Here is a 19694-nt window from a genome sequence, read left to right as displayed (position 1 = left end):
TGTGAGCCGCATCGGCTGGGGCTAAACGCATGCCCGAAGTCAGCGAGGCAAGACGGATGTCGGACAGCTCAAACGTCGAGGATCGGCCAAAGTCGAAACGGGTCGGCGCGTTGCGCGGGCTGGTCCCGTTCCTCTGGCCCTATCGCGGCATGGCGGCGCTGGCGCTCTTGGCGCTGATGCTCACCGCGGGGATCAGCCTGGTCCTGCCCTTGGCGGTGCGCCGGGTGGTGGACGGGTTCAACTCGGCGCGGGTCGAGCTTCTGGACAAGTATTTCGGCGCGGCGCTGGCGATTGCGGCGCTTTTGGCGGTGGGCACGGGGCTGCGGTACTACTTCGTGACGCGGTTGGGTGAGCGCGTGGTGGCCGACATCCGCCGCGCGCTCTTCGACCGGGTCATGGGCATGTCGCCTGCGTTCTTCGAGCGGATCCTGACCGGCGAGGTGCTGAGCCGGATCACCACCGATACGACGCTGATCCTGTCGGTCATCGGCTCGTCGGTGTCCGTCGCCTTGCGCAACGTGCTGATCCTGCTGGGCGGGCTGGTGCTTCTCATGCTGACCTCGGCCAAGCTGACCGGGCTGGTCCTGCTGGTCGTGCCTGCGATCATCGTGCCGATCATCGTTCTGGGACGCAGGCTGCGGGCCTTGTCGCGGGAAAACCAGGACTGGATCGCGGCCTCCTCCGGCTCGGCGTCCGAGGCGCTGTTGTCGGTGCAGACCGTGCAGGCCTTCACCCACGAAGGCGAAACCCGGCGCGAGTTTGCGGAGGTGACGGAGAAAAGCTTTGCATCCGCCAAGTCGCGGATCAAGACGCGGGCCGTGATGACGGTGATCGTGATCTTCCTGGTCTTTGCCGGCGTCGTGGGCGTGTTGTGGATCGGCGCGCGGGACGTGCGCGAGGGGGCGATGTCGGTCGGCGCGCTGATCCAGTTCGTGATCTATGCGGTTATGGTGGCGGGGGCCGTAGGGGCGCTGTCGGAAATCTGGGGCGAGTTGCAGCGGGCGGCGGGGGCGACCGAGCGGCTGGTGGAACTGCTGGGGACCGAAGATACCGTGCAGGACCCGCTGCGCCCGGCGCCCCTGCCCCGCCCGGTCAGGGGCGAGATCGCATTCGAGGACGTGACCTTCCGCTATCCGGCGCGGCCCGAGGCTTCGGCGTTGAACGGCGTCAGCCTGCATGTCCGCCCCGGCGAGACGGTGGCGCTGGTCGGTCCTTCGGGCGCGGGCAAGACCACGATCCTGCAACTCCTGATGCGGTTCTACGATCCGCAGGCGGGCCGGATCACGCTGGACGGGCTGGCGCTGACCGATCTGGCGCGCGCCGACTTCCGCCAGTCCATCGCGCTGGTGCCGCAGGACCCGGTGATCTTCGCCACCTCGGCCCGCGAGAACATCCGTTTTGGCCGACTGGACGCGACCGATGCCGAGGTGGAGGCCGCCGCGAAGGCCGCTGCCGCGCATGACTTCCTGACGGGCTTGCCGCAGGGCTATGACAGCTATCTGGGCGAGCGCGGGGTGATGTTGTCAGGCGGGCAGAAGCAGCGGGTGGCGATTGCGCGGGCGATCCTGCGCGATGCGCCGATCCTGCTTCTGGACGAGGCGACTTCGGCGCTGGACGCGGAAAGCGAGCGGCTGGTGCAAGCGGCGGTGGAGAAGCTGGCCGAAACCCGGACGACGCTGGTCGTGGCGCATCGGCTGGCGACGGTCAAGCGCGCCGACCGGATCGTGGTCTTCGATCACGGCAAGATCGTCGCGCAGGGCACGCATGACGAGCTGGTCGCGGAAGATGGTCTTTATGCGCGCCTCGCCCGGCTTCAGTTCACCGAAGGCGCGGTCTGACGTCGCGTCCCGGCCGCCCTGGTCGGGAATAACCGGCTTCACAAACCCGTTTTCCACCCCCATCTTCGACGGAAGCCCGCGGCAACAGCGGGGCATGGGGGGAGGAACCGATGACCACTTTCGCAACCGCTGCGGACCTGAAGGCCATTGAAGCCGAGATGCTCTGGGCCGACCGGGGCCAGGCGCGGTCGATGTATGACTTCCTGACCCGGGCCAAGGCGGCGCATGGCGCGCGGCCTGCGGTCAGCTATCAGCTGCTGTCCGGGCCGGAGACGAAGAAGATCACGTTCACCTGGACCGAGTTGCACGGCAAGGTGACGCAGGCGGCTAACCTGTTTCGCAGCCTCGGCATCGGCGAGAAGGATGTGGTTGCCTTCATCCTGCCCAACGCGATGGAGACGGTGATCACGCTGCTGGCCGGGGCGGTGGCCGGGATCGTCAACCCGATCAACCCCTTGCTGGAACCCGACAAGATCAGCTCGATCCTGCGCGAAACCAATGCCAAGGTCGTCGTCACCCTGAAACCCTTTCCCAAGACCGACCTCGCGCAAAAGGTGGGCGAGGCGGTGCAATTCGCGCCGAACGTCAAGACCGTGCTGGAGGTCGATCTTGTGCCCTACCTTTCGGGGCTGAAGAAGCTGATCGTGCCCTTCGTCCGACCGAAGAACCCGGTGCGGCATACCGCCAATGTCAAGGACTTCAGGACCGAGATGGCGCGAATGCCCGCCGACAGGCTGACCTTCACCGATGGCCAGGACGACCGCGTTGCCGCCTATTTCCATACGGGCGGCACCACGGGAATGCCCAAGGTCGCCCAGCACAAGCTCAGCGGCATGGTCTACAACGGCTGGCTTGGTGCGACGCTGCTCTTCAGGCCGACCGACGTGGTGATCTGCCCGCTTCCGCTCTTCCATGTCTTCGCCTGCTATCCGATCCTGATGTCGATGATCGGCTCGGGCGCGCATGTCGTGTTCCCGACCCCGCAGGGCTATCGCGGCGAGGGGGTGTTCGACAATTTCTGGAAATTGGTCGAGCGTTACCGCGTCACCTACATGATCACCGTGCCAACGGCCCTTGCCGCCTTGATGCAGCGCCCGGTCAATGCCGACATTTCCAGCCTGAAGAACGCGTTCTCCGGGTCGTCCCCGCTGCCGGTCGAGCTGTACAACCGCTTCAAGAAAGAAACCGGGGTCGAGATCGTCGAGGGCTACGGGCTGACCGAAGCCACCTGCCTCGTCTCGGTCAACCCGCCCGACGGGGTGAAGAAGATCGGTTCGGTCGGCTTCATGTTCCCCTATTGCAACGTCCGCATCCTGACCCGGCAGGGGGCGACGGACTACCGCGAATGCGCGGTGGACGAGGTGGGCGAGATCTGCGTCTCGAACCCCGGCGTCTATGAGGGGTCGACCTATACCGAGGCCGACAAGAACCGCGAGCTCTTCGCCGATGGCCGCTTCCTGCGCACCGGCGACCTGGGGCGGATCGACGCGGAGGGCTATCTGTTCATCACCGGCCGCGCGAAGGACCTGATCATTCGCGGTGGCCACAACATCGACCCGGCGATCATCGAGGAGGCCCTGATGGGGCATGAGGCGGTGGGCTTCGTCGGCGCCATCGGCCAGCCCGATGCCCATGCGGGCGAATTGCCCTGCGCCTATGTCGAGCTGGTCAAGGGCGCGCAGGCCACGGTCGAGGAACTGATGGCCTATGCGGCCAAGCATATCAGCGAACGCGCGGCGGTGCCCAAGCATCTGGAAATCATGGCGGAACTGCCGAAGACGGCGGTGGGCAAGGTGTTCAAGCCCGACCTGCGGCGGATGGCGATCACCCGGACCTATGACGCGGCGCTGGCCGAGGCCGGCCTTCCCGTCCGGGTCGGCGCGGTGATCGAGGACAAGAAGCGCGGGCTGGTGGCGCAGGTGCAGAAATCGGCCACGGTCGAGGATGCGGCGGTGCAGGCGGTGCTGGGGCAGTTCTCGAACCCCTGGGAATGGGCACCCTGATCGCGCCACAGTCGCCGACTGTCGCTTGCGTGACAGCAAGTTTCATTTGCCTGAATCGCCCCGGGGCGCGAAAACCTTGTGAAAGGGCCTTGTTACGGGAAGGGACGATGAGCATTCGCATGGGGTTGGCCGCTGCATTGATCGCGGCATCGGCGGGGGTGGCAGGCGCGCAGGACTCGGAAGTCCTGTTCTCGCACAAGCATTGGCAGGTTTCGATTGTCGGCTGGGATGACGGCTCGGTCGGCTGCGTGGCCGAGGTGAAGGCGCCGGGAGAAAGCTTCAGTATCTGGACCTTCCCCGACGGCGCGGTGCAGTTGCAGTTCTATTCCACCGCCTGGGAATTCGGCGAAGGCCAGACCGCCGACCTGGGCGTACAGATCGACCGCCGCGCGCCGTGGAGCCTGACGGGGGCCGAGCTTTACCAGAATTCCGTGCTGTTCTACCTGCCCGACAGCCAGGCCGGGATCAACTTCGTCACCGAGGTCGCGCGCGGCAACCGGCTGTACCTGCGCGACAAGGACGGGGCGGACGTGCAGAACTATTCGCTGGCGGGGTCCAGCGCCTCGATCGGCGCGCTGGTCGACTGCGGCGACGTGATCACCAAGAAGACGCCGGGAAATCCGTTCAACTGATCAGGGCTGGTCGGTGTCCATCCAGATGGTCACGGGCCCGTCGTTCACCAGGCTGACCGCCATGTCGGCGCCGAACCGGCCAGTGGCGACCGGGACGCCTTCCTTTTCCAGCGACTGGGCGAAGTGGAGGTAAAGCCGCTCACCCTCGGCTGGCGGGGCGGCGGTGGAAAAGCCCGGCCGGTTGCCGCGCAGATCGGCGGCGAGGGTGAACTGGCTGACCACCAGCGCAGAACCGCCGATGTCGCGCACCGACAGGTTCATCTTGGCCTGATCGTCCTTGAAGACCCGCAGCTTGGCGACCTTGGCGGCAAGCTTTTCGGCCTGCACCTCGGTGTCGCCACCCATGGCGCAGACCAGGATCAGGAAGCCCTTGCCGGTCTCGCCGAGCAGCTCTCCATCCACCCGGACCTGCGCTTCGCTGACGCGCTGGAGGACCGCCCTCACAGCTCGTTCGCCCAGGGCGGGTTGGCCCCGGCGCGGCTGACGGTGACGGCGGCGGCGCGGGTGCCGAGCGAAAGCGCGGCGGTCAAAGTGGCATCGTCAAGCGCCGCTACCCCGGCCTTGGTCAGCGCGCCCGCCTGATGCAGCGCGGCCAGCACGCCCGCATTGAACGTGTCGCCCGCGCCGACGGTATCGACGACCGTGACCTTCTGCGCCGCAACGAAGATGTCCTGCGTCGCCGTCACCGCCCGCGCCCCCTTGGCGCCTTCGGTGATGAAGACGACCTTCGGTCCCTTGGCCAGGATGCCCCGCGCAAGCGCGGTCAGGTCGCCCTGCCCTTCCAGCCAGTGCAGGTCTTCATCCGACAGCTTCACGATGTCGGCCTTCGCCACCATCCGCTCGATCCGGGCGCGGTACTGGACTTCCTTCCCGGCGATGAAGCCTGGGCGGATGTTGGGGTCGACCATGGTGACGCGGGTTGCAGATTCGCGGGCCTGCAACGCCTCGTATGTGCTGGCCGCCGGGTCGTTGACCAGACTGATCCCGCCCAGGAAGAGCGTCGAGATGTCAGCGGGAAGCACCGGTAGGTCGGCGGTCGACAGCATCCGCCCCGCCGTCGCCTCGTCGTAGAAGGCATAGGTCGCCTGGCCGTTCACCAGCTTGACGAAGGCGACCGTGGTCGGCCGGTCCGACCGGGCCAGATACTGCGTGTCGACCTTCGAGGCGGTCAGGGTATCGGCCAGGATTTCCCCCAGCATGTCGTTGGAAACGCCCGAGAAGAACGCCGATGGCGCACCCAGCCGGCCAAGGGCGATGGCGGTGTTGAAGACGGCGCCCCCGGCATAGGGGGCAAAGCAGGCCTCGCCGTCGGTCGAAGTCCGCGGCAGCATGTCGATCAGCGCTTCGCCACAGCTGAGAATCATGGTCGTCCCCCCTTGGATTTCGTCACTGTTAGCGCAAACAGGTCAGGCCGTGAAGAACGGCGTCAGGTTGGTGCGGATGCGGTCAAGCACGGTGGCGCAGCTGGTATCCGGCACGAAGGTCTGCCCGGTGATCGCCTCGAAAGCGTCGATGTAGACCAGCGCGGTTTTCTCGATCATGTCCGGGGGGATATCCGGCACCTTGTCCTTGTAGGGATCGCAGCGCGCGACGACCCAGGAGCGAATGACATCCTTGTCGAAACTGGGGGGGCGGTCCCCGTTCTCGAAGGCCTTCGGGTAGCCCTCCGCGATCCAGTAGCGGCTGGAATCCGGAGTGTGGATTTCGTCGGCCAGCAGGATGTTGCCCTCGGCATCGGTGCCGAATTCGTACTTGGTGTCGGCGAGGATCAGGCCCCGCTCGGCCGCCATCTTTTGCCCCCTTGCGAACAGCGCCAGAGCCTTCTCGCTGACCTCGTCCCATTGCGCTTTCGTCAACAGGCCGGTGGCGATGATGTCCGCTGCCGTGAGCGGCTCGTCATGGCCACCGTCAAAGGCTTTTGACGTGGGCGTGATGATCGCTTGCGGCAGGGCCTGGTTGGGCTTCAAGCCGTCGGGAAGGGCATGGCCGTACATGCTGCGCGCGCCCTTGTTGTACTGCGTCAGGATCGAGGTCGAGGTGGTGCCCGCCAGGTAGCCGCGGACGACGATTTCGACGGGGAGGATGGTGAGCTTCTTTCCCAGGACGACATTCGGATCAGGGTAGGAGATGACGTGGTTCGGCGCGATATCCGATGTCTTTTCAAACCAGTAGCGGGCCAGCTGGGTCAGGACCTGTCCCTTCCAGGGGATCACCGCAAGGTTCAGGTCGAAAGCCGAGATCCGGTCGGAAGAGATCAGGAGCCGGGTGCCATCCGGCAGGTCGTAGCAGTCGCGGACCTTGCCGAAATAGGGGTCGGGAAGCTCGGGAATCCTGGCGTGCGGCAGGGTTCTGGAAAGGTCGATCTTCGGCATGGCAGGCCCCCGCGTTCGGTGCCTGCTTCTTGGCGTTTCAGGGGGCCAAGTCAAGCCGGGCAGTCGACCGACCCACGCATTTCGCCGCTGTCGCCTTGCAGGGTGTTCTCGCGCAAACGGCAGCCGGTGACGCGGGGGATCAGCTCGATCATCGTGGCGCGGATCTCCTGGTGCTCGCCGCGCCGGGCATAGCCGAGGCGGATGACTTCCACCCGCTCGCCCTTCTGGAAGACCGTGTAATCCCGGCCGTTCAGGGTGATGTCGGTGCGGGTGGCCCCCATGAATTCGGGGGCGGGAGAGGCACAGGCGGCGAGGAAGACAAGGGGGATGATGGCTTTCATGTGGTCAGCGTCGCAGGCATTGGTTAACGGCGGGTTAAGCCTCGTCCGTCGGTCTCTCTGCAGGGTGGCGCCTGCCCGGGGTGAATTCCATGCTGCAAGGCCCCGGAACGGGATGCGGTCTGGCGAGTTGGTGGAAACATACGCAACCAAGGACCTGACCCATGACCCGGACCCTAGCCCTTCTGGCCCTTCTGGGCATTTCCGGCTGTGAAACCATCGAAGGTGCCGGCCGCGACCTTGAGACCGCCGGAGAGGCGATCACCGAGGAAGCGCAGGAGACCCGGGCGGGGATGTAGGCAGACAACCGCCGGTTTCGCCGGTCTCCATGCGTGGAAGGCTGCCGAGCCGTCGGGGCGGGCCGCTTTGTCCGATGCGAAGGCCGCGGCGGGCGGGCAGGATCGGGTCCGTGAACCTGGAAGGATGACCGATGAAACTCGTGAAGCTGTCCGGCCTGATGGCCGTTGCCCTGGCCCTGTCGGGCTGCCTCGATACTGACACCGAACGCGGCCTTGCCGGAGCGGCAGGCGGCGCCGTGATCGCCGACGTGACCGGCGGGAACGCCGTGACCGGGGCGGTCGTCGGCGGGGCTGCCGGGGTGTTCTGCGACGACCTCGGGGTGTGCAAGTAGCACCTCTTGCGAGGAAGTCGGGGCGGGCCCCGACCTACGCGGGGCGGGAGACCGCCCCGTTTTTGCTGTACCGTTGATTTTTGTACGGATGTAACGCATGTTACATTTTGTACAAAACGGAGGCGGCGATGATCGAGGTCACCGTATCGGAGGCGCGGGAGCGGCTGGCGGACCTGCTGGGGCAGGTCGAGCATGCGCATGCGCAGGTGACGATCACCCGGCATGGCAAGCCCGTGGCGGCGATTGTCACGATGGAGGACCTCGCTTTCATGGAAAGCGCCGAGGATGCGTTCTGGCGCAAGCAACTGGATGAAGAGTATTCACGGCCGGACTATGACCCGAACGAGCGGTATTCGGCGGAAGAGGTGTTCGCGGAACTGGCCAAGGGTGAAGCCGCCGAATGACGCGGCGGACCGTGGAGTTCGACCGGCGGGGGAAGAAGGAGTTCCTCGCCATCAAGGACATGCGCCTGGCGCGGCGAATACGGGACGCGATCCTGCGACGAGCCGATGATCCGAGGCCGCCGGGATGCCGCAAGCTGGAAGGCCGGGAGAACGAATGGCGGGTCCGGGTCGGGACCTGGCGGGTGATCTACCAGATCGAGGAGGACCGGGTGGTGGTGCTGGTGGTGAGGGTCGCACCGAGGGGGGAGGTTTATTGGTAGGTCGAAAAAAAGGGTACGTACCCTACGCTTGCGGGTCGCCGCGTGCGGCATGCCATTCCGCGCGAAGACCGCAGTGGCGGTGGAGGAGGCGCACGAACGCGACGACGACGCGGACGGATTGCTTTGAGGGATGAAGGAGTTGGGTTGTAACCGACCCTGCGCTTGCTTCGAACGAACTACGGAGGCTCATTGGTTATGGCGTTCCAAAAACACCATAAATAAGACCCTGCGGTGAGCTACACTCACATTGCCATCCTACAGGCGCAGGAGAAGGGTACTGGCAATAACCAACCGGCGTGTAACAGGTGTAGCCGACATTCGACTGATTGCCACCGTTCATCGCTGCGGAGTTGACCGCGTTCGCCACAGTGCCGTTATTCTCAGTATTCCACTGGTAGGCTTCCGCTTCTAACGGATGTCCATTGTCTTGGCAGGCGCCACAGTCCAAATACTTACGTGTGTACTCACACTTGAAATTGTCTGTCCCTAAGTTACGATATTGCCTTACATGGATCATCTCGTGACCAAGAATTGTAGCAACTGAATATAAATCGTTGGAACCCAAGTAGTTCTCTGAAATGAATATTGTGTCCCTATCAGGGGCAATGCCCTCCGCAGTGATGCGTCCCCAACGAATCGATACACCATCAAATTCTCGTGCGCCAAAAAGTCCAGCTGCCACTAGCAGGCTCTTAGCATCATTCAAAAGGACTTCGCTTCCCGCAGCATAGCTGCCTTGAGATAAAATTACCGACTTTGTAATTACCTCAAACCCGGAAGCACAGGATGCGCGCAGGGCCTTTTCAACAAGCTCAATGGTATTCGGTGCGGCAACTGTTGGCAAAGCACCGCCTGAAAGCTTACAGGCGGACTTCGACGCCTCACAAGTGGTCTTGCACGCAGGCTCACAAACCGTATTCTTGTCCCATGGCGTAATCCTGATTGTTTGGCAGCACTCTGCATTGCAATCTTTTTCGCAGCTATCTGATGCAGCCATTTCTACAAAAGAAAAAAACAGAAAAAATCCTAGGACAGCCAATCGGATAGTCATAACGGACCTCTAACGATTGCTCTAGGCTAGTATACCTCCATTCCCAGAAACGCGCAAAGATTCTGTACTTGACGCCTCACCCATCCATCTTCAACGCCGCAATAAACGCCTCCTGCGGAATCTCCACCTTCCCGAACTGGCGCATCTTCTTCTTGCCCGCCTTCTGCTTCTCCAGGAGCTTCTTCTTCCGGGTCGCGTCGCCGCCGTAGCACTTCGCGGTCACGTCCTTGCGCATGGCGGAGAGGGTCTCGCGGGCGATCACGCGGCCGCCGATGGCCGCCTGGATCGGGATCTTGAACATGTGGCGGGGGATCAGGTCCTTCAGTTTCTCGACCATCGAACGCCCGCGCGCCTCGGCGCGGTCGCGGTGGACCATCATACTGAGAGCATCCACCGGTTCGTCGTTCACCAGGATCGACATCTTGACCAGGTTGTCCTCTCGGTATTCCGAGATGGAATAGTCGAAGCTGGCGTAGCCCTTCGTCACCGATTTCAGCCGGTCGTAGAAGTCGAAGACCACTTCGGCCAAGGGCAAGTCGTATTCGACCATCGCCCGCGACCCGGCATAGGTCAGGTTCAGCTGGATGCCGCGGCGGTCCTGGCAGAGTTTCAGGATGTCGCCGAGATAGTCGTCGGGGACCATGATCGTGGCCTTGATCCGCGGCTCCTGGATATGGTCGACGTAGGTGAGGTCGGGCATGTCGGCGGGGTTGTGCAGGTCGCGGACCTCGCCGTCCTTCATGTGCAGCTTGAAGACCACCGAAGGCGCGGTGGTGATCAGGTCGAGGTCGTATTCGCGTTCGAGGCGGTCGCGGACGACTTCCAGGTGGAGGAGGCCGAGGAAGCCCATGCGGAAGCCGAAGCCCAGGGCCGCGCTGGTCTCCATCTCGTAGGTGAAGCTGGCATCGTTCAGCGCCAGCTTCTCGATGGCGTCGCGGAGCGCCTCGAAATCGGCGGCGTCGACCGGGAAGAGGCCGCAGAAGACGACGGGGACCGAGGGTTTGAAGCCGGGGAGCGGTTCGGCGCAGGGCTTCTTCTCGTGGGTGATGGTATCGCCGACCTTGGTATCGCGGACCTGCTTGATCGAGGCAGTGAAGACGCCGATCTCGCCGGGGCCAAGCTCGGGGATGTCGACCATCTGGGGTTTCAGGACCGCCAGCTTGTCGATGCCGTAGACGGCGCCGGTCTGCATCATCTTGATACGGTCGCCCTTCTTCACCACGCCGTCGACGATGCGGATCATGACGACAACGCCGAGGTAGGCATCATACCAGCTGTCGACCAGCATCGCTTTCAACGGTGCATTGCGGTCGCCCTTGGGGGCGGGGAGGCGGTGGACGATGGCCTCCAGCACGTCGGGGATGCCGAGGCCGGTCTTGGCGCTGATCGGGATGGCGTCACTGGCGTCGAGACCGATCACGTCCTCGATGTTCTGCTTCACCCGCTCGGGTTCGGCGGCCGGAAGGTCGATCTTGTTGAGGACCGGGACGATCTCGTGCCCCGCGTCCAGCGCCTGGTAGACGTTGGCCAGCGTCTGCGCCTCGACCCCCTGCGAGGCGTCGACCACCAGCAGCGAGCCTTCGACGGCGCGCATCGAGCGGGAGACCTCATAGGCGAAGTCGACGTGGCCGGGGGTGTCGATCAGGTTCAGGATATAGGTCTTGCCGTCCTTGGCCGGATATTCGATGCGGACGGTGTTGGCCTTGATGGTGATGCCGCGTTCGCGCTCGATATCCATCGAGTCGAGCAGCTGGGCCTGCATGTCGCGTTCGGCGACCGTGCCCGTCGACTGGATCAGCCGGTCGGCCAGGGTGGATTTGCCGTGGTCGATATGCGCCACGATGGAGAAATTGCGGATGCGGTCGAGCGTGATCATGGGCTGGGCGTATAGCCTGCCCTGCAAGGCCGCGAAAGGGGCTCCTCGTTAGAGGTCACCTCCTCGTTGCGGGGCGCGAGGAATGACGACGTCATCGACGAGCCGAGGGGTCAGGATCAGCCGATGCTGTAGCCCTTGGCGTGATCGGGAACCGGCAGATCGGGGGCAAGGTCCGGGGCGGGCACGGGTTCGCCTACGATCAGGCGGATGGGGATGACCCCGGCCCAGACGGGCCAGGCGCAGTCCTCCGGCGGGTCGGTCGGAGGACCGGCGGAGATCTTGGCCGAGGCCTCGGTCAGGGGCAGCGAAAGGATTCGGGTAGCCTTCACCTCCTGCGCGGTGATCGGGCGAAGCTGGTCCCAGCGGCCGGGGAACATCTGGTCCATCATCGCGCGCAGATGGGCGGTCTTGGCCGCATCAGCCACCACCTCGGCCTGCCCGAAAACCATGACCGAGCGGTAGTTGACCGAATGTTCGAACCCGGAGCGGGCGAGGACCATGCCGTCGGTCAGGGTGACGGTCAGGCAGACCTGTTCCCGGGCGGCGCGCTTCTGCATCCGGCTGGCCGAGGAGCCGTGCCAGTAGACCCGGTCGCCCTCGCGCCATTGCAGGGTCGGGGTAACGACGGGGACACCGTCGACGACGTGGCCGACATGCGCGACAGGCATTGCGTCGAGAATCGCATTGATCACGGCCCGGTCGTAGGCGGCCTTGTCATGCAGGCGGCGGACGCGGGTCCGGGGGCTTGGGGCGGCATGCGGCATGGCGGCTCACGTTTTCGGGAGGTCCGGGCGGGACACGCCAAGTCCTACTGCATCTTGTGGCCCCGGCGCAAATGCCCCGCGAGAGATTGCGACGGTCGGCCAAAATCCGCCAAGTCACTGTCCGGCTTGAAAAAATCCCTTGGACGCGGCATGATGATCGGCAGAAAACGACCGGCGAGGGAGGCTGCATCGCGCGGCCCCGGGACCGGCAATGAGGCAGAGCGAATGAAATCCTACCTGTTTGCGGCCGCTGTGGCGGCGTCTTTTGCGGTGTTTTCGGGCGTGGCGGAAGCCGGCCCGATCGAAAAGGCCTGCATGGCCTCGGACCGGGGCGGCAACCGCTCGCTTTGCGGCTGCATCCAGCAGGCGGCGGACATGACGCTGTCGGGCGGCGACCAGCGCCGGGCAGCGAAGTTCTTCAAGGATCCGGAAGCGGCGCATGCGACCTGGGTGTCGCAATCCTCGTCGGACGATGCCTTCTGGGAGCGCTACAAGAGCTTTGGCCAGACCGCCGAGGCCTATTGCGGCGGGTGATCTGCCGCATCTATTGGTAGGGTGGCAATCTGCCCACGCATGGAACGTGGGCAGATTGCCACCCTACGATCCAATGACCAGCCGCAAGTCCGGCAGAAACGCGAAAGGCCCCGCCTTCCATCCGAAGGCGGGGCCTTTGTTTTCAGGTCAGCCGGATCAGGCCGCGGCTTGCGCCTTGGCGATGTCCTTCTTGATCTTCAGCGCGTTGGCCGACAGCTCTTCGTCCTTGGCCTTGGCCAGGTAGGCGTCGAGGCCCCCGCGATGGTCGACCGAGCGCAGCGCCGCAGCGGTGACGCGGAACTTGAACGACTGGCCGAGCACGTCGGAGATCAGCGTGACCTCGTTCAGGTTCGGAAGGAACCGGCGACGGCTCTTGTTGTTGGCGTGGCTGATCGTGTTGCCCGACATCGGCCCCTTGCCGGTAAGTTCGCAGACGCGCGACATTCTGGTGTTCCTTCGATTCGTCAAAAGCGGAAGAAGGCGGGGAATCCCCGACCCTCGAATTCGATTGGGGGCGTGTAAGGGGAATCCCCGGCGGCGTCAAGCGGTCAGGGGGCCGGATAGGCCAGGTCGAACCCGGCCCTGCCCTTCGCTGTGACAGTCAGGGCCCGGCTGCCTTCGCGGCGGCGCATCCAGCCCTCGGCCTCCATCCGCGCGAGGAGCAGGCGGCCCAGTCGCCCGCCAAGATGGCTTTGCCGTTCGGTCCAGTCGAGGCAGTCGCGGCAGAGGGGCGTGCGGGCGGAGGCGAGGTCGGCTTCGGCAAGCCAAGACCAAGGCAGAAGGCCTGACCTTCCGGGGTAAGGTCCAAACCGCCGGGGGTATGGGTGAGGAAGCCCCGCGCCGAAAGGCTGCGGTACAGACGGACACCAAGGCTGCCCGCGAGATGGTTATAACAGAGCCGGGCCTCGCGCAGGGCCGGGTCGCGGGGGCCGAAGACCCTGCCTTTGGCCGACGTGGGTCCCGCAAGCGCCATCATTGCTTCGATGAACCGGGCAACGGCAGGGCTGGCCAGCGCGAGATACTTGTGGCGGCCCTGTTTCTCGGCCCGCAGGAGCCCGGCCTCGACCAGCCTCGTGACCTGTTCGGAAGCGCTGGCCTTGCCAAGACCGGTGGCGGCGCCAAGTTCGGTCACGGTGCGCGCGCGGCCATCCATCAGAAGTGTGACCATATGCGCCCGGGCCGGATCGGCCAGCGGAGCGGCAAGGCGGGCAATGTTCGGGCTTTCGATCATGCCCGCAGCATGGCGCGGGCGTGGGGCGGCGTCCAGTAGGGATAGTTCGGAGATTGCCGAACCATCGTTCAGGCCAAACCGGGCAGGCTGACTTGCAGCGGCGGATGGCGCATGCGACCCATGGCCCCGAAGGAGACGACATGGCCTTTCCGATCCACGAGCTTGCGGCGCTCGGCACGGCGACCTGCTGGGCGACGACGGGGATCATCGCCTCGGACGCAATCCGGGCGCTGGGGGCGTTCCATTTCAACCTGATCCGGCAGGTTTTCGTGACGTTGATCCTGGCCGTGGTGGTCCTTGCTTCCGGCGGGTTGGCCCTGCCGGGCTGGCAGGCGGTGGCAGTGCTGGCGGTGTCGGGGGTGGTCGGCATCCTTCTGGGCGACACGCTGAACTTTGCCGCCGTCGGGCGGCTCGGGCCGCGTCGGGCGGGGGCGGTCTTCGCGCTGAACGCGCCAATGGCTGCCATTCTGGGCTGGCTGGTGCTGGACGAAAGGTTGGGGGGCCAGGCCTGGGCCGGGATCACTGCGACAGTCGCCGGAGTGGCGCTGGCGATCCTGGGTCGGCCCGCCTCTGGCGCGCACCGGCTGGAGCAGGTCTGGGGCGGGCTGGGGATCGGCGTGCTGTTCGGGCTGGGCGCGGCGCTGGGACAGGCGGCGGGAGCGCTGATCGCGCGGCCCTACATGGCGGGAGGCCTCGACCCCTATGTCGGTTCGCTGATTCGGGTGGGCGCGTCGGGGCTGGTGATGGGCGTGGCCGCCGCCCTGCCCTTCGCGCCGTCCCGGCCTCGGCAGGTGTCCGGCAAACTGTTGGCCCTGACCGCGCTGACGGCGCTGATCGGACTTTTGCTGGGGATGACGCTGTTCCTTTACGCGCTTCAGGGGTCGCAAACCGGCATCATTGCCACGCTGTCCGCGACCTCGCCGGTGATCATCCTGCCGCTTCTTTGGCTGCGGACCGGGCAAAGGCCGACGCTGACCAGCTGGGCGGGCGGAGCCCTGGCCGTCGCCGGCCTGGCACTGATCTTCACGCGGTAGGGATCAGGCCGGGCGGCCCAACAGGCGCAGCATCTCGGTCGCGGCGGCCTCGGGCGAGAGATCGCCGCTGGCCACGCGATCACCCAGGCTGGCCATCAGCCCCTTCTGCGGCTCGCGCGACAGGGCGGCAAGCAGGCCCTCGCGGACTTCGGCCTCGAACCAGTGGCGGGACTGGGTGGCGCGGGTGCGATTCCAATGGCCGTGATCCTTGCGCCACTGGATCAGGCTTTGCATGTCGGCCCAGGCCGCTGCCAATCCTTCGGCTTCCAGCGCCGAAACCGGCAGGGCCCTGGGGAAGCCTGTGGGGTCCTGCGGGCGGCGGCGGAGGAGATGGAGCGCCCCGGCATAGTCCGCCACGGTGCGCATTGCTGCGGGCTTCAGATCGCCGTCGGCCTTGTTGACGAGGATCAGGTCGGCCATTTCCATGATGCCGCGCTTGACCCCCTGAAGCTCGTCGCCGCCCGCCGGGGCGAGGAGCAGGAGGAAGAGGTCGGAAAGCTCGGCCACCACGGTCTCGGACTGGCCGACGCCGACCGTCTCGATCAGGACGATGTCGAAGCCCGCCGCCTCGCAGAGCGCCACGGCCTCGCGCGTGCGGCGGGCGACGCCGCCAAGCTGGCTCTGGCTGGGCGAGGGGCGGATGAAGGCGAGGGAATCGCGCGAGAGGCGTTCCATCCGCGTCTTGTCGCCAAGGATCGAACCGCCGGAGCGGGCGGAGGAAGGGTCTACGGCAAGGACGGCGACCTTGAGGCCCTGGCCGGTGAGCAGAAGGCCAAAGGCCTCGATGAAGGTGGACTTGCCGACGCCCGGCGTGCCGGACAGGCCGATGCGCAGTGCCTGCGGGCCATGGCGCAGCGCGCCGAGCAGGGCAAGGGCCTCGGCCCGGTGATCAGGACGCGCGCTCTCGACCAGCGTGATGGCGCGGGCAAGCGCCCGTCGGTCGCCGGATCGGATCAGTCGGGCGCGTTCCTGGGTGTCCATCGGGCCTCCGTTCCGGGCCTTTTTGCCGGAAGCGCGCGGGCTTGGCGAGGGGCGGCGCCAGAAAACTTCGTCATCGCGCGACCGGGTTCAGCCAAGGCGGACCAGGGTCTTGCCGAAATTCCGCCCCTCCAGCATGCCGATGAAGGCCGGGACCATGCTGTCAAGGCCCTGGCTGACATCCTCGCGGTATCGGATCGACCCGTCCGCGAGCCAGCGCGCCATGGCGGTCTCGAACTCGGCCGTATCGGCGCTGAAGTCGTCGACGATGAACCCGCGCACCAGAAGATGCCGGGTAAGGATAAGGCGCATGAATCCGGGCAGGCGATCGGGGCCGGACGGCGTGGCGGCGGCGTTGGTGCTGGCGATGGTGCCGCAGACCGGAATGCGGGCGAAGGGATTCAGAAACGGCAGCACCGCCGTCAGGACATCGCCGCCGGTCAGGTCGAAATAGACGTCGATGCCGTCGGGGCAGGCTTCGGCCAGACGCGCGTCAAGCCCCGGCGCATGGCGGTCCAGACAAGCGTCGAAGCCAAGCTCTTCGACGGCATGGCGGCATTTTTCCGCCCCGCCCGCAACGCCCACCACCCGCGCGCCCTGGAGCCGGGCAATCTGGCCCACCACGCTGCCAACCGCGCCGGTGGCGGCGCCAAGCACCACGGTCTCGCCCGCTTTCGGGCGGCCGATGTGCTTCAGGCCGGTGTAGGCCGTGAGGCCGGGCATGCCACGGACGCCGAGCACCGTCTGCACCGGGCCTTGCGACGGGTCGAGCTTGCGGCAGTCGGCGGCCTTGCGGACGGCGTGGTCGCGCCAGAAATCATGGACCAGAACCTGATCGCCCGGAGCGAGGCCCGGGTCGTTCGAGACGAGGACGCGGGCGATTCCCTCGCAGGGAAGCGGCTCTCCCAGTGCGGTGGGGGCGGCGTAGGACCGATCCTCGTTCATCCGGCCGCGCATGTAGGGGTCGAGCGAGAGCCAGACCATCTGCAAAAGAACCTCGCCAGGGCCGGGATCGGGAAGCGGGACCTCGCCCAGGCGAAAGTCGCCGGTCTTTGGCAGGCCCTGCGGGCGGGCAGCAAGCTGGATGGTACGGGAGATGAGGCTCATGGTTTCGGGTCTTTATCTGCGGTCGGCCACAAGCTTAGGATGGACCGGAGGCGCGGGGAAGCTTCGAGGCACTGGCCATGGCCGGGCTGCCGCGCGATAAGCGGGGGCATGGATGCCTTGCCCGTTACCGATGCCCTGCCCGCGTTGGCCGATGCCCTGGCGTCACGCGGCATGGCGGTGTTGCAGGCACCGCCGGGCGCGGGGAAGACGACGGTGGTGCCCCTGGACCTCTTGGCGCGGGGGCTTGCGGGCGGCCGCATCGTGATGCTGGAACCCCGGCGGCTGGCGGCACGGGCGGCGGCGGAGCGGATGGCCGAGACCCTGGGCGAGCCGGTGGGGCGGACGGTGGGTTACCGCATCCGGGGCGAGGCGAAGGTTTCGGCAGCGACGCGGATCGAGGTGGTGACCGAAGGCATCCTGACGCGGATGATCCAGTCGGACCCGGAGCTTTCGGGTGTCGGGCTTGTGATCTTCGACGAGTTTCACGAGCGGTCGCTGAATGCAGATCTCGGACTGGCCCTGTGCCTTGAGGTCCGGGGAGCGCTGCGCGAGGACCTGAAGCTCCTGGTCATGTCGGCGACGCTGGATGCCGAGCCGGTGGCGGCGCTGATGGGGGATGCGCCAGTCATCACCTCGGAAGGGCGGGCCTATCCGGTCGAGACGCGCTGGCTGCCCCGGCCCGCCGATACCTCGCTACGGCTGGAGGCCGTGGTCGCGGGCGCGGTGAAGGCGGCGCTTGAGGAGACGGAAGGCGGCATGCTGGTCTTCCTCCCGGGAGAGGGGGAGATCCGGCGGGTGGAGGGGTTGCTGCGCGACCTTCCGGGGGTGGCGGTGCGGCCCCTGTTCGGCGCGATGGACTTCGCCGCGCAGCGGGCGGCGCTGGCCCCGGCCGACGGGCGGAAGGTGGTGCTGGCCACCTCCATCGCCGAGACCTCGCTGACCCTGCCGGACATTCGCGTCGTGGTGGACGCAGGCCGGGCGCGGCGGGCGCGGTTCGATCCGAACTCGGGCATGTCGCGGCTGGTGACGGAACGGGTGACGAAGGCCGAGGCTGAACAGCGCCGCGGCCGGGCCGGACGGGTGGCCGCGGGCATATGCTACCGGCTCTGGACGAAGGGCGAGGAAGGAGGGCTGGCGAATTTCCCGCCTGCCGAGATCCAGGTGGCCGACCTTGCCGGACTGGCGCTGGAGCTGGCGCTGTGGGGCGGGGCGGAGCTTCCGTTCCTGACGCAGCCCCCGGCGGGCCAGCTGGCCGAGGCGCGGGCGCTGCTGATGGGCCTCGGGGCGCTGGATGATCGGGGCCACGTCACGGCGCATGGGCGGGCGCTGGCAGGGCTACCCCTGCATCCGCGGTTGGCGCACATGCTGGCTGTGGCGGGGCCGGAAGCAGCGGAACTGGCAGCACTTCTGGCCGAACGCGACCCGTTGCGCGGGGCGGGGCCGGACCTGACCCTGCGGATGCAGGCGATCCGGCGACCGGGGCCCGAGGCAGACCGGGGCGTCGTGGAACGCATCCGGGCCGAGGCGAAGCGGCTGGCATCCTCTGCGCCGAAGGGTGGCAAGCCGGGCCTGACCCTCGCGGAGATGGCGGCACTCGCCTATCCCGACCGGATCGGGCTGCGACGCAAGGGCGAGGCGCCGCGCTGGGTCCTGTCTGGCGGCAAGGGGGCGGCGATGGCGGCGGGGCTATCGCTGTCGGGGGCGCGGCTCATCGTGGCGACCCATCTCGACGGGGATGCCCGGGAGGCCGCGGTACGGCAGGCGGTTGCGATCAGCGAGGCCGAAGTGCGGGGGCTTTATTCCGACCGCATCCGTTGGGTCGAGGTCTGCGAGTGGTCGCGCCGCGAGGGCCGGGTGCTGGCGCGGCGGCAGGAGCGGCTGGGCGCATTGGTGCTGGACGACCGGCACTGGGACGCGCCGCCGGAAGTGGTGGCGAAGGCGGCGCTGGAAGGGTTGCGGGGGCTGGGCCTGCCATGGTCCCCGGCAGCGCGGCGGTTGCGCGCCCGGGCACGGCTGGCGCGGGGCGAGGACTGGCCCGATGTGGAGGACGCCGGGCTTCTCGCCAATGCCGAAGACTGGCTTCTGCCGCATCTGACGGGCGTGAAGACGGAAGCCGACATCCGGGGCGTCGACCTTCTGCCCGCCCTGCAAGGCCTTCTCGGCTGGGACCGGCTGGCCGAGATGGATCGGCTGGTGCCGGGCAGTTTCGAGACGCCGCTCGGGCGGAAGGTCCCGATCGACTATGAGGGCGACGTTCCCGCAATCGAGGTGCGGTTGCAGGAGATGTTCGGGGTAGCGGTGCATCCGGTGGTGGGCCAGTCGCGGATGCCGGTCCGGGTCACGCTTCTGTCGCCTGCCCACCGGCCGGTGCAGGTGACGACCGACCTGCCCCGGTTCTGGGCGACCTCCTATGGCGATGTGCGCAAGGACATGCGCGGGGCCTATCCGCGCCATCCCTGGCCCGAGGACCCGACGCAGGCCGAGCCGACGCTCAGGGCCAAGCCGCGCGGGACGTGAGGGTTTCGCCGCCCTCGACGCCGCATTCCATGCTATGATCCCTGCATTGTGCCGCGCATTGGCGGCGAAAGAAGGATTTCATGGAAACTTCAGGCTGACGTCCTGGAACATTGAACATGCCGAC

The 19694-nt window shown here is 66.4% G+C and carries 21 protein-coding genes; 10 read left to right on the top strand and 11 right to left on the bottom strand.

The window, feature by feature from the left end:
• The first annotated feature begins 56 nt into the window (after positions 1–56).
• The 3 genes from JNL31_RS13490 (at position 57) to JNL31_RS13480 (ending at position 4473) form a co-directional block, all read left to right on the top strand.
• Positions 57–1838, top strand: a complete 1782-nt coding sequence (locus JNL31_RS13490) for an ABC transporter transmembrane domain-containing protein (RefSeq protein ID WP_294974103.1) — start codon at positions 57–59, stop codon at positions 1836–1838.
• Between the two features lie 110 nt (positions 1839–1948).
• The gene (locus JNL31_RS13485; protein ID WP_294974100.1) at positions 1949–3841 is read left to right on the top strand and encodes an acyl-CoA synthetase; all 1893 of its coding nucleotides are present in this window, start codon (positions 1949–1951) and stop codon (positions 3839–3841) included.
• A 107-nt stretch (positions 3842–3948) separates the two neighbouring features.
• Positions 3949–4473, top strand: coding sequence for a hypothetical protein (locus tag JNL31_RS13480; protein ID WP_294974098.1), 525 nt, complete (start codon positions 3949–3951; stop codon positions 4471–4473).
• On the opposite strand, the gene dtd is transcribed toward JNL31_RS13480, so the two are convergent.
• Genes dtd through JNL31_RS13460 form a run of 4 tightly spaced genes read right to left on the bottom strand, consistent with a single transcriptional unit; the run spans position 4474 to position 7186 of the window.
• Positions 4474–4917 (bottom strand): D-aminoacyl-tRNA deacylase, encoded by a 444-nt coding sequence (dtd, locus tag JNL31_RS13475; protein ID WP_294974095.1) that lies wholly within the window; start codon positions 4915–4917, stop codon positions 4474–4476. It abuts the gene before it with no gap.
• Complete coding sequence (locus JNL31_RS13470; protein WP_294974093.1) at positions 4914–5837, bottom strand: carbohydrate kinase; 924 nt, start codon at positions 5835–5837, stop codon at positions 4914–4916. The genes dtd and JNL31_RS13470 overlap by 4 nt, the downstream gene beginning before the upstream one ends.
• A 42-nt stretch (positions 5838–5879) precedes the next feature.
• A complete protein-coding gene (locus JNL31_RS13465) occupies positions 5880–6845 on the bottom strand; it encodes a phosphoribosylaminoimidazolesuccinocarboxamide synthase (RefSeq protein WP_294974091.1) in 966 nt (321 codons plus the stop codon).
• A 50-nt stretch (positions 6846–6895) separates the two neighbouring features.
• The gene (locus tag JNL31_RS13460) at positions 6896–7186 is read right to left on the bottom strand and encodes a hypothetical protein (RefSeq protein WP_294974088.1); all 291 of its coding nucleotides are present in this window, start codon (positions 7184–7186) and stop codon (positions 6896–6898) included.
• A gap of 161 nt (positions 7187–7347) precedes the next feature.
• Here JNL31_RS13460 and JNL31_RS13455 point away from each other — a divergent pair, with 161 nt between their 5' ends.
• The 4 genes from JNL31_RS13455 to JNL31_RS13440 all read left to right on the top strand — a co-directional run bounded on the left by JNL31_RS13455 (position 7348) and on the right by JNL31_RS13440 (position 8478).
• On the top strand, positions 7348–7482 hold the full coding sequence (locus tag JNL31_RS13455; protein ID WP_294974086.1) for an entericidin A/B family lipoprotein: 135 nt from the start codon (positions 7348–7350) through the stop codon (positions 7480–7482).
• 131 nt (positions 7483–7613) lie between these two features.
• Positions 7614–7814 (top strand): hypothetical protein, encoded by a 201-nt coding sequence (locus tag JNL31_RS13450; protein WP_294974083.1) that lies wholly within the window; start codon positions 7614–7616, stop codon positions 7812–7814.
• Between the two features lie 128 nt (positions 7815–7942).
• Entirely contained in the window at positions 7943–8218 is a 276-nt protein-coding gene (locus JNL31_RS13445) for a type II toxin-antitoxin system Phd/YefM family antitoxin (protein ID WP_294974081.1), read from the top strand.
• The gene (locus JNL31_RS13440) at positions 8215–8478 is read left to right on the top strand and encodes a type II toxin-antitoxin system RelE/ParE family toxin (protein WP_294974079.1); all 264 of its coding nucleotides are present in this window, start codon (positions 8215–8217) and stop codon (positions 8476–8478) included. The genes JNL31_RS13445 and JNL31_RS13440 overlap by 4 nt, the downstream gene beginning before the upstream one ends.
• 193 nt (positions 8479–8671) lie before the next feature.
• Here the strand turns inward: JNL31_RS13440 and JNL31_RS13435 are convergent, their stop codons facing one another.
• From JNL31_RS13435 to JNL31_RS13425, 3 genes are all read right to left on the bottom strand, one after another.
• Positions 8672–9475, bottom strand: a complete 804-nt coding sequence (locus JNL31_RS13435; protein WP_294974078.1) for a hypothetical protein — start codon at positions 9473–9475, stop codon at positions 8672–8674.
• A gap of 130 nt (positions 9476–9605) precedes the next feature.
• Positions 9606–11405 (bottom strand): translation elongation factor 4, encoded by a 1800-nt coding sequence (gene lepA, locus JNL31_RS13430; protein ID WP_294974075.1) that lies wholly within the window; start codon positions 11403–11405, stop codon positions 9606–9608.
• Positions 11406–11521: 116 nt separating this feature from the next.
• Positions 11522–12169, bottom strand: a complete 648-nt coding sequence (locus JNL31_RS13425; RefSeq protein ID WP_294974072.1) for a pyridoxamine 5'-phosphate oxidase family protein — start codon at positions 12167–12169, stop codon at positions 11522–11524.
• Between the two features lie 225 nt (positions 12170–12394).
• Here JNL31_RS13425 and JNL31_RS13420 point away from each other — a divergent pair, with 225 nt between their 5' ends.
• Positions 12395–12703, top strand: coding sequence for a hypothetical protein (locus JNL31_RS13420; RefSeq protein ID WP_294974071.1), 309 nt, complete (start codon positions 12395–12397; stop codon positions 12701–12703).
• 156 nt (positions 12704–12859) lie between these two features.
• Here the strand turns inward: JNL31_RS13420 and rpmB are convergent, their stop codons facing one another.
• Together rpmB and JNL31_RS13410 are read right to left on the bottom strand one after the other, a co-directional pair.
• Positions 12860–13147 (bottom strand): 50S ribosomal protein L28, encoded by a 288-nt coding sequence (gene rpmB / locus JNL31_RS13415; protein ID WP_294974069.1) that lies wholly within the window; start codon positions 13145–13147, stop codon positions 12860–12862.
• A gap of 157 nt (positions 13148–13304) precedes the next feature.
• Positions 13305–13934 carry a helix-turn-helix transcriptional regulator gene (locus JNL31_RS13410; protein WP_294974066.1) on the bottom strand — a complete coding sequence of 210 codons (630 nt, stop codon included), beginning with the start codon at positions 13932–13934 and terminating at the stop codon, positions 13305–13307.
• Positions 13935–14074: 140 nt separating this feature from the next.
• On the opposite strand from JNL31_RS13410, the gene JNL31_RS13405 reads away from it, so the two are divergent.
• Complete coding sequence (locus JNL31_RS13405; RefSeq protein ID WP_294974063.1) at positions 14075–14968, top strand: DMT family transporter; 894 nt, start codon at positions 14075–14077, stop codon at positions 14966–14968.
• A 3-nt stretch (positions 14969–14971) separates the two neighbouring features.
• Here the strand turns inward: JNL31_RS13405 and meaB are convergent, their stop codons facing one another.
• A complete protein-coding gene (gene meaB / locus JNL31_RS13400; protein WP_294974062.1) occupies positions 14972–15949 on the bottom strand; it encodes a methylmalonyl Co-A mutase-associated GTPase MeaB in 978 nt (325 codons plus the stop codon).
• An 87-nt stretch (positions 15950–16036) separates the two neighbouring features.
• Positions 16037–17053 carry an NADP-dependent oxidoreductase gene (locus JNL31_RS13395; protein WP_294974060.1) on the bottom strand — a complete coding sequence of 339 codons (1017 nt, stop codon included), beginning with the start codon at positions 17051–17053 and terminating at the stop codon, positions 16037–16039.
• 108 nt (positions 17054–17161) lie between these two features.
• Here JNL31_RS13395 and hrpB point away from each other — a divergent pair, with 108 nt between their 5' ends.
• Positions 17162–19570 (top strand): ATP-dependent helicase HrpB, encoded by a 2409-nt coding sequence (hrpB, locus tag JNL31_RS13390; RefSeq protein WP_294974058.1) that lies wholly within the window; start codon positions 17162–17164, stop codon positions 19568–19570.
• The last annotated feature ends 124 nt before the right edge of the window (positions 19571–19694 follow it).

It is taken from the genome of Tabrizicola sp. (genome assembly GCF_016792905.1).
In the GTDB taxonomy this organism is placed as follows: Bacteria; Pseudomonadota; Alphaproteobacteria; order Rhodobacterales; family Rhodobacteraceae; genus Tabrizicola.
Note: the sequence above shows the minus strand (reverse complement) of the source record. Positions and strands in the feature narration are given on the sequence as shown.